Annotated in this window: 5 protein-coding genes and 1 tRNA gene; 4 read left to right on the top strand and 2 right to left on the bottom strand. The window is 40.5% G+C overall.

Annotated elements, in window-relative coordinates:
* The coding region (locus tag HMPREF9456_RS16960; RefSeq protein ID WP_006844667.1) for a tyrosine-type recombinase/integrase at window positions 1-1,099 on the bottom strand (1,099 nt) is incomplete at its 3' end.
* Between the two features lie 167 nt (window positions 1,100-1,266).
* Window positions 1,267-1,338, bottom strand: a tRNA-Arg gene (locus HMPREF9456_RS16265).
* A 206-nt stretch (window positions 1,339-1,544) separates the two neighbouring features.
* Between HMPREF9456_RS16265 and HMPREF9456_RS16260 the strand changes: the two genes are divergently transcribed.
* The 4 genes from HMPREF9456_RS16260 (at window position 1,545) to HMPREF9456_RS16245 (ending at window position 7,524) form a co-directional block, all read left to right on the top strand.
* A complete protein-coding gene (locus HMPREF9456_RS16260; protein WP_006844666.1) occupies window positions 1,545-2,132 on the top strand; it encodes a DUF3109 family protein in 588 nt (195 codons plus the stop codon).
* Between the two features lie 68 nt (window positions 2,133-2,200).
* Window positions 2,201-2,722, top strand: a complete 522-nt coding sequence (locus HMPREF9456_RS16255; protein WP_006844665.1) for an NUDIX domain-containing protein — start codon at window positions 2,201-2,203, stop codon at window positions 2,720-2,722.
* The gene (locus HMPREF9456_RS16250; RefSeq protein ID WP_006844664.1) at window positions 2,719-5,715 is read left to right on the top strand and encodes a tetratricopeptide repeat protein; all 2,997 of its coding nucleotides are present in this window, start codon (window positions 2,719-2,721) and stop codon (window positions 5,713-5,715) included. Before HMPREF9456_RS16255 ends, HMPREF9456_RS16250 begins: the two co-directional genes overlap by 4 nt.
* 27 nt (window positions 5,716-5,742) lie before the next feature.
* Window positions 5,743-7,524, top strand: coding sequence for a TonB-dependent receptor (locus HMPREF9456_RS16245; protein ID WP_245531043.1), 1,782 nt, complete (start codon window positions 5,743-5,745; stop codon window positions 7,522-7,524).
* Window positions 7,525-8,052 lie beyond the last annotated feature (528 nt).

Genomic DNA, 8,052 nt, shown 5'->3' with positions numbered 1-8,052 from the left:
TGACTTTCTTGGATAGTATTCTTGCGTACAACTGTGTTTGCTTTATATTTGAGTGTCCTAGCGTTTTAGAAACTGTTTCCAGTGATATGCCTTTATTTAGTAAATATGTTGCAAATGTATGCCTAGCTGTGTGAGAAGTTACTTTTTTATTAATATTAACTTCCGGGTGAGCGATAAGCAATTTTAAGTAGTCATTATACTTCTGATTGCTTATTTTCGGTAAACTATAGTTATATTTTTCAGCTATCTTTTTTGCATCCGGTAAAAATAACAATATAAACGATTCGTCTGTTTTTGTTCTACTACTCCTTATTATTTCTTGCTCATTTAATATTTGTATATCATTCTTAGAAAATGATTGCATATCGACATAAGCCATACCGGTGTAGCATTGAAAAACAAATAAGTCTCTTGTTCTTTCTAGTTTCTCATTTAATCCGGATAAATTCTTAATCCTTTCCACTTCTTCAATAGTAAGGAATACTGGATCGTTATTTTTACCTTTGGGTGGAGTAAATAAATCGTATGGTGATTTTTGTATAAGTTCTTTATTTATTGCAATTTTTATGTACATATTAAATAAAGAATGGTTCTTATTTATAGATATGTTCCCTATTTTTTTATCGCGCATGTATTTATCAAAAGCAACTATATTTGTATATGTCAAATCTGCGAATGTTTTAATATTCTTAAAATCATTCAATTTGTTTACTAATGTAACATGAGCCTTTAAAGTGTTATACTCCATGTTTCGGAGTTTCATTTCTGATTCTATAAATGGTATTAATAATTGCTTATTTTCTTTATATTTCCAACCTTTCACATCTTTTAGTACCTTGCATTTGTCAGAAATTGCAAATTGATGGATTTCATTAAATATATCATTGGCTTGTTTGGTTATCGCATCAGCAAGATCATGGTTTTTGCAAGTGAATCCCATTTTATCAGAAAATTGATTCTTATATAGTCTTATACCTGTTTGAATAAGAACACAGTCATTTGTGCCAATTTCCCTTACTTCTATATGGAGTAATCCCTGTTTTGTTTTTGATGCTTCGTTTCGCTTATCAAACCTAAATCTTATGCTAATATTATTCATATTTCGGACATATTAATAAGCAAATATAATAAATGTCCTGAAAAAGTCCGAAAATATGACGGATAATATTGGATTGTGTCGGATTGCATAGTATAATGAAGCATTCGCAAAACGTTATACACAGATGATTCCAATAAAAAAACCCGCTATTAAAGCGGATTTCCCTGTAGCACAGCCGGGAATCGAACCCGAATCTAAAGTTTAGGAAACTTCTATTCTATCCATTGAACTACTGCGCCATATGTCTTATCGTCACTATTGTTTCCGATAAAATCACTGCAAAAATAAGAGAATTTCCGACATTAGGCAAATACATTCCGCGATTTAATCAAATAGTGTTAAAGAAACCCTGTTTTTTCGGGAAATAGGACTTTAGCCAATTGTGTGCTGCTATAAAAACATCTATATTTGCTAAATATTTTTTTAAAAACATAACAATAAATAAATGTTTCAAATTGGCGATGCAATAGTCGCATCAGATATAATCGAAGAAAATTTTCTATGCGACCTCTCAGCCTGTATGGGCGAATGCTGCGTAGAAGGCGATGCCGGTGCACCTCTCGAGGAAGACGAAGTAAAAATAATAGAAGACCTCTTATCTGAGGTCTGGGACGATCTGTCGCCCGCTGCCCAAGCCGTAATAAAAGAGCATGGAGTAGCCTACCGCGATCACGATGGAGACATGGTAACATCTATCGTGCACGGAAAAGACTGTGTGTTTACCTATTACGACGAAAAAGGCATCTGTAAATGCGCCATCGAGAAAGCATACAGAGAAGGGCGTACCAACTTTTACAAACCCATCTCCTGCCATCTATACCCCATCCGTTTGCAAAAATATAAAGACTTCACCGCCGTTAATTATCATCGGTGGTCGATCTGCAAAGCGGCTGTATTACTGGGTAAGAAGGAAGGATTGAAAGTTTACGAGTTCCTCAAAGAACCGCTTATCCGTCGTTTCGGAGAAGATTGGTACAACGAACTTGTTCTGGTAGCAGAAGAATACAAAAAAGCAGGATACAAATGGCAATAATCTGTAAAGAGCTTATGGTCTGTATCGGTTTACAATATAACTTAAACTCATAACTTTAAACTCAAAACATGCATCCTCTACATCAATTCAAATTTTGCCCAAAATGTGGTTCAAGTCACTTTGTGGAGAACAATATCAAATCGAAAAGATGTGAGACTTGTGGCTTCGTTTATTATTTCAATCCCAGTTCTTCCACAATAGCCATTATTATCAATAGTAATGATGAGCTGCTGGTTGCAACACGGGCTCACGACCCTGCAAAAGGGACATTCGACCTGCCCGGCGGATTTGTAGACATGAACGAAACAGGAGAGGAGGCTGTTATACGAGAGGTGAAAGAAGAAACAGGGCTCCATGTTTCGCAAGCAAAATATATGTTCTCCATCCCCAATACATACGTATACTCAGGGTTTGAGGTACATACCCTCGATCTGGTTTACCTATGCAAAGTAGATGATATGGGGAACATGCAAGCTGAGGACGATGTCGCCAGCCTTCAATTTATAAAAATATCAGAGCTTAACCCCGACCTGTTTGGGCTACGTTCGGTAAAAGAAGTAATACAGGAAATCAAAATAATGAAAATATGAGAAAACTGCTATTAGTTATCACCCTTGCATCGGGCTTACATTTGGCTCACGCTCAGAAGTCAGTGTACACAGAATTGCCCGGAAGGCTATTTTCGCAAGGCAAAGAAATGTTCTTAAACAATAACTATGTAGGATGTATCAATACACTACAAGAGTTTAAGAATCAGTCGAAAGATATAAAACTGATGGAAGAAGCAGACTATATGATTGTCAGCTCCTTATTTTATCAGGGCAAAGCCGGTGACGGAACAATTTTGAAAGATTTTCTTGACGATTATCCCGAATCTTATCACCGCAACCAGATCAGTTTCTTTACAGGATCAATTCATTTTCAACAAAAAGATTGGAACAAAGCCCTTCATTGGTTCTCACAAGTGGATATCGATTACCTATCGGTAAACGAGCAAGAAGACTACAGCTACCGCATGGCGTATGCCAGCCTTCAAAAGGGAGACAGAAAAGAAGCTAAAAACCTATTCGGACTATTGTCTCGCAATAGCAAAAAATATGCAGAGCCGGCATCCTACTATCTGGCTTATGCCAATTTTAAGGAAGGAGAATACGATCAGGCTATCGCTACATTCCGCAGGCTGAAAAGCAAACCCGAATACAAGGAGAATGCAACATTCTTCCTCATACAAAGCGAGTTTCTGCAAGGCAATATGAACGGAACAATAAGCGAAGGACAAGACTTTATCTCGTCATACCCGGGCAGTAAAAACATCGCAGAAGTATATCGCCTGCTAGGCAGCAGCTATTACCGCCTTGGCAACATACAAAGTACTATCCGCAACTATGAGCAATATCGTGCCACTACATCTACACCTTTCCGTGAAGATATGTACCAACTGGCAGAAGCATACTACCAAACAGGTGCGTATGGCAATGCCGTGGAAGCGCTGAAAGATGTAGCTTCTACAACCGACAAACTGGGACAGGCAGGACAGATGCTTCTGGGACAGTCTTATCTGAAACTAAACGACACGCAGAATGCCGTTATGGCTTTCGAAGCAGCCGCACGCTCCGAGTTCGACCCTTCTATCAGCGAAGGCGCATTATACAACAACGTAATGATACGCAACCGAGACGGAGGAGGTGCTTTTGGCGAAGCTATCACAGCATCGCAACGTTTCCTTGCTCAGTATCCAAATTCGAAATATACGAGCGCGGTAAGCGGAGCACTGGCTTCCACATTGCTTTCGTCCAAAAACTATAGTACTGCCCTAGCGGCCATCAACAGCATCAAGTCGCCCGATCGTCAGATATTGGAAGCTAAGCAAATCATACTATTCCAGTCGGGTGTGCAAAACTTCATCGACAAGCGTTACGACCTTGCCGCCAACGATTTCAATGCGACCATCAATATGGGTAGCTACAATGCCGAAGTGCGCAACGAAGCATACTTCTGGCGGGGAGACATAGCCTATCGCAGTGCCGACTATGGCACAGCAGCCAGAGATTACACGGCTTACATCGGTCAGGCTTCCCCTTCGCAAAAGAATTATCCGCTAGCGTTATATAACTTGGCTTACGCACAGTTTCAGGACAAAGTTTATTCTTCTGCTCTGAACAACTTCAAGAAATATATTTCGGCAGAAAGCAACAAGCAGTCGCCAAACTATTCCGATGCCCTCAACCGCATCGGGGATATAAACCTCTACAACAGAAACTTCTCTGAGGCAGAAAGATATTATGCGCAAGCCGTATCTTCAAACCCTGAGAATGCCGATTATTCTGAATTCCAAAAAGCATTTGTATTGGGATTGCAACGCAACTATTCGGGAAAAGTAACAGCACTGAACAGCATGATGGCAAAATATCCGAACTCGCAATACATAGACGATGCACTGTACGAAAAGAGCCGTGCATTGGTAATGCAAAACAAAGAACAGGAAGCAATCTCGGTGCTTGAAAAAATGCTGAAAGACCATCCGAAATCCAATCTGGCACAAAAAGCCGGAGTACAACTCGGACAATTATATTTCAACACCAACAACCCTCGCAAGTCGGCAGAAGCCTACAAGCAGGTAATTGCCAACTATCCCAATTCGGAAGAAGCACGTACAGCCATAGAAAGCCTTGAAGCGGTTTATAAGGATATGAACGACATCAGCTCTTATGCTTCATACGTCAACTCGTTGGGTAAAGGCACAATCCTTTCGTCCAACCGTCAGGACTCACTCACCTATCTGGCTGCCGAAAACATATATATGAAAGGCCGCAAAGATGAGTCGAAAACGGCATTCAACAAATACCTGCAAGCATATCCTAACGGGGTATTTGCCAGCGATACACACTTCTATCTGGGCGATATGGCATTCGAAGCCAAAGATTTCGATAAAGCACTCACCCACTTCAATGAAGTTATAAACTCAAACAACCCGAAATACATTGCCAACGCCTTGGTGTTTGCATCGGGAATAGAGTTCGACCGCAAAAATTATGAGGCAGCTTATTCCGCTTACGAGCACCTGAATATGGTGGCATCCAATACCGAAAACAAAGACATTGCCCAACTGGGTATGTTGCGTTGTGCTTATCTCCTCAAAAAAGATAACGAAGTGGTAGCTGCCGCAAGCAAAATATTGCAAGGAACAAAAGCAGCCCCTGCCGTAGCCAACGAAGCCAGATTCTATAGAGGAAAATCGTATATCAACCTAAAGAAGAACGACGAAGCAGCCACAGACTTGCAGGCAGTAGCCAAAGATACTCGCAGCGCATTCGGAGCCGAAGCTCAGTTCTTACTGGCAGACATGTACTACAAATGGAAATCGTACGACAAGGCCGAAAAACAAGTGCTTGCCTTTATGAAAGAAGGTACACCATACCAATATTGGATGGCACGTGCGGTGGTGGTATTGTCGGACGCTTATGTTGCCAAAGGTGATAAATTCTCGGCACGTCAGTATCTCGAAAGCCTTCAGGCAAACTATAAAGGAGGTGAAGCCGATATAAAAACAATGATAGACGAACGCTTGTCAGCTTTAAAATAACTTATGAACAAATCAGAATTAAAACGTATGAAAACAACATATAAATCATTATTGGTCATAGGACTGGGAATAATAAGCCTGACAGTTTCGGCACAAAAGGACTCTACCATCACTCGTCAGGTGATGCTCGAAAGAGACTATGTACCTACAATGCAAGAAGCATCGAAAGTAAATACACAACCCGATATTTACGCCCCTACTATCAAACCGAAAGAAATCAAGTTCGAGAGCAATACCCCTCAGATCAGGTTGGACAACAACAAACTGGGAGCTTCGGCATCGGGCGACATCAAAACAGATGTAGCCTTCGACAAGAAACGGGGCTATGCTGTATTGGGCTTAGGCACAGGTGGAAATATAGATGGAGCTCTCGGGTACAGACTTGTAAACGGAGACAACGACCGCCTCGACTTTTTTGGCACATATAGCGCAACAGGCTCTACAGTAGACTATATCAACGGTAGCGACTATGCCCGCAAAGATGTAAAAGCCAAGTATATGCATGCAGGAGGCAACCTGAAATATCAACACACGTTCGACCCTTCTGTACTTTCGCTGGGGGCATCGTTCTATAATACATCTTACAATTATTATGGAAACAGCTTTATTCCGATCTCATCGTCTGCGGTGTATCCGTTCGATGTAGATAGCAAGCAAGGCGTAAATGTGTTTAAGATCGGAGCAGGACTGAAATCGAAGGAAGAGAACGAAGGCCCGATCAAGTATGACGGAAATGTGAGCTACAATTATTTCACAAATAAGTATGGTCGCCAAAAAGCCGACGACGGAGTAAAAGGGGGCATTATCAATGCCGACCTAAACCTGTATACAGAATTTGGAGCCGATCAGCAAGTAGGGATAAAGGGAATGATATTGAACCAATCGTTCAGCAACAAAACCGATTACCTACCCAATGCGTATCATGGATATACAAATATTACAGGTACGCCATATATCAAGTTTCAAGGAGCAAACTGGAATGCCGATTTAGGCGCAAACCTGAGTGCATTGTTTGACGTGAAAACGGCTTTTGCCATTTCACCAAATGTAAAAGCTAGCGTCAGCTTCTACGAAGTAAACACGCTCTATGCCGAAGTGGGCGGAGGGGTGAACAACAATACATTCCTCGACATTTTGCAAGAAAACCGTTATGCAGACCCTAGCACCCGCATCGAATATTCAAAAACATATTACGATGCCAAGATCGGATTCCGTTCGGGTGTAGTAAGTGGTTTGGAGTTTGACCTCTTTGCCGGATACAAGCACGTAAGAAGAGATCACCTATATGTATACAACTATTATAAAGAAGAAGGATGGGGAAATGTTGGAAGCCCTGTATATGCCAATATATCTACAGGACAAATAGGCGGGTTGCTGAAAACCAACCTGATACCATACACCGACCTTTCGGCTCGTATGACCGCATACTTCTACAATGTGAAGTATCACGAACCGTATGTGCAGGTAATAGATGCCGAGACGTTACCCGACACCAAACCTTGGGGACGTCCTACATTCACTGCCGAGTTTAACGCTGACGTGAATCCGATCAACAATCTTACCCTGTCGGTGAATTATCTATATGCCGGCGGACGCAAAGCTCTTGCCTCAAACGCAAGTACCACTGCATGGACGATTGCCAACATGAAGGATATAAACGAACTGAACTTCAGAGCCGAATATAAGATAAATGACTACATAGCCGTAAACGGACGATTGAACAACATACTATTCCAAAAGTATGAGTTACAATACGGATATCCGCTACAAGGCTTTAACTTCATGGCAGGTGTAAGCCTCAAGTTCTAAAAAAAGAAAATCCATTAATCTTCATAAATGGAGTGAGACCCCGTTCGTGCAACGGATTGTTTCACTCCGTTTTCTTTGTAGAGTTACTGTATTTTTGATGTTCAGAAGTTATGGAGCATGAGAGAAGGTGAGAATACATTTTAATCCTTTCTTTAACTACAAAAAAACAATATGCCGGTTCGAATAGCGTTATAAAAATGAGAAGACCTTAGGATGTTTCCCCGAAAGATAGTTTATAACAACGGTTATACTGTGCAGTTTATATCCAAAAGTTGATCTAAAGCCATACTAAACATCGCATATCGAAGGGCATGTAATCAACTTATAAACAAATCATTAAAAATTATCTGCATATTATTTGTTTGTCTGTAAATTTTAACTATTTTCGTAAACTGTAAAATGCGAGTAATGAATATCAGAATACTTTCGAAAATCAGAAATTCCACCTATTTGTTCAGAAAACATTTTATAAAACAATCGGGCACAAACGAACTTCTCTCTCTATTTATGTGTTATAAAAAAAGAGTT

Source organism: Dysgonomonas mossii DSM 22836 (genome assembly GCF_000213575.1).
GTDB lineage: Bacteria > Bacteroidota > Bacteroidia > Bacteroidales > Dysgonomonadaceae > Dysgonomonas > Dysgonomonas mossii.
The sequence above is the reverse complement of the archived record's forward strand: the minus strand, read 5'-3'. Positions and strand labels throughout refer to the sequence as shown.

Coding starts and splice junctions, on each gene's coding strand:
- HMPREF9456_RS16255 (WP_006844665.1), top strand. CDS start 2,201: ATGCATCCTCTACATCAATTCAAATTTTGCCCAAAATGTGGTTCAAGT.
- HMPREF9456_RS16250 (WP_006844664.1), top strand. CDS start 2,719: ATGAGAAAACTGCTATTAGTTATCACCCTTGCATCGGGCTTACATTTG.
- HMPREF9456_RS16245 (WP_245531043.1), top strand. CDS start 5,743: ATGAAAACAACATATAAATCATTATTGGTCATAGGACTGGGAATAATA.
- HMPREF9456_RS16260 (WP_006844666.1), top strand. CDS start 1,545: ATGTTTCAAATTGGCGATGCAATAGTCGCATCAGATATAATCGAAGAA.